Source organism: Nocardia beijingensis NBRC 16342 (assembly GCF_001612785.1).
Classification (GTDB): Bacteria; Actinomycetota; Actinomycetes; order Mycobacteriales; family Mycobacteriaceae; genus Nocardia; species Nocardia beijingensis.
On sequence record NZ_BDBC01000102.1, the window covers coordinates 1 to 1,346 of the forward strand.

General features: G+C 64.3%; 1 protein-coding gene. It reads right to left on the minus strand.

Features of this window, described 5'->3' with window-relative positions; translation table 11 throughout:
- Positions 1–22: 22 nt before the first annotated feature.
- Positions 23–1,084 carry an IS110 family RNA-guided transposase gene (locus tag NB3_RS33765; RefSeq protein WP_067811560.1) on the minus strand — a complete coding sequence of 354 codons (1,062 nt, stop codon included), beginning with the start codon at positions 1,082–1,084 and terminating at the stop codon, positions 23–25.
- Positions 1,085–1,346: the final 262 nt, after the last annotated feature.

Below are 1,346 nucleotides of genomic sequence, written 5' to 3' on the forward strand. Positions count from 1 at the left end.
ACCCGTGATACCTCTGTATTTGTCAAGCCGGGTCTGGATGGTCGGTGAGTGGGGTTGCGGCTGTGCGTTTTTCGTCTCGGATCATGGTTCGCCAGCACAGGTCGGCCAGGCGTCGTTTGAGGCACCGTCTGGCTTCTTTCGGTGATTTTCCCTCCGTGATCTTCTTCTCGTAATAGACGCGGCCACGGCTCCCGCGCGTGCGGATCTGGATCATGGCGATCGTGTGCAGAGCCGAGTTGAGTTCCCGATCGCCGTAGCGAGACAAGCGGTGGCGCACCGAGTCGGCGCTGGCGATCTCGACCGGCGCGACTCCTGTGTAGTTGGCATACGCTGCTGCGGTCGGGAACCGGGTTGCAGGGCCGGTGCGACCGATGATCCGTGCGGCCATGACCGGGCCGATACCGGCAATGGTTCGCAGCGAGGTGCCGTGCCGGTCGAGCAACTCGTCCATGGCCGCGGAGTTCTCGGCGAGCTGGGCGTCGTAGCGCTTGATATCGGAGACGAGATCCTTGGCGAGTGATTTGCGCACCTGATCGGTGGGCGTGACCGGCCGCAGGTTGCGCAGGATGGCCGCGGCGGTGGTAGCGGTCAGGCTTGTCGGCGCCCCGCCCGGCAGCAATTCTCGCAGCAGTGCGTGGAGCTGGTTGACCGATCGAGTCCTCTTCTCAGACAGGTTCTTTCGCCGTTCATCGAGAAGGGCCAGCGAATCGGTATGGGTTTCGGCACGCACCGGACGTGCGTCGCCGTGCAACGCTGCGACACACGCCGCCGCGGCCGCGTCGATTCGGTCGTTCTTCCGGCGGCCGCCACGCGAAAGCTGCCGCACCCGCGCGGTCGCGGCCGGCGCAACGTCAACGACTGCCTCGCCCATGGCGACCAGCCACAGCGCCAGATGGTGCCCCAGGCCTTCCGCGTTTTCCACCGCCCACCGACGTTTCGGCCACTGTCGTGCCCACGCCAGCAACTGACGATATCCGTTGTTGCTGGCATCGATACGGATCGAGCCGAGATCAGAATTCGTCGACGGTTCGATCACCGTCGCGGTGTGGCTGGACTTGTGCGGGTCGATGCCGATCAGCATCATCAGGTAATCGTCCTTGTCGTCGCCGGGCAGAGAATCCACGGCCGACATGTCGACTTCCAGAACTACACACAGCGGGTCGTCGTCACACCTCTGTCGAGTCAGACCGTGAACGGAGACCGGGCGGGGCGACACATCACGAGCAAGTCAACCTGCGACGGCGACAGACGGTTCACGAGCCAGCCCACCCAGCCTCCTGCGGCACGTTACGGGGCAGCTGACCCCGACCACGAACCGCTGCCACTAGATAAGTCGACGGTTCACG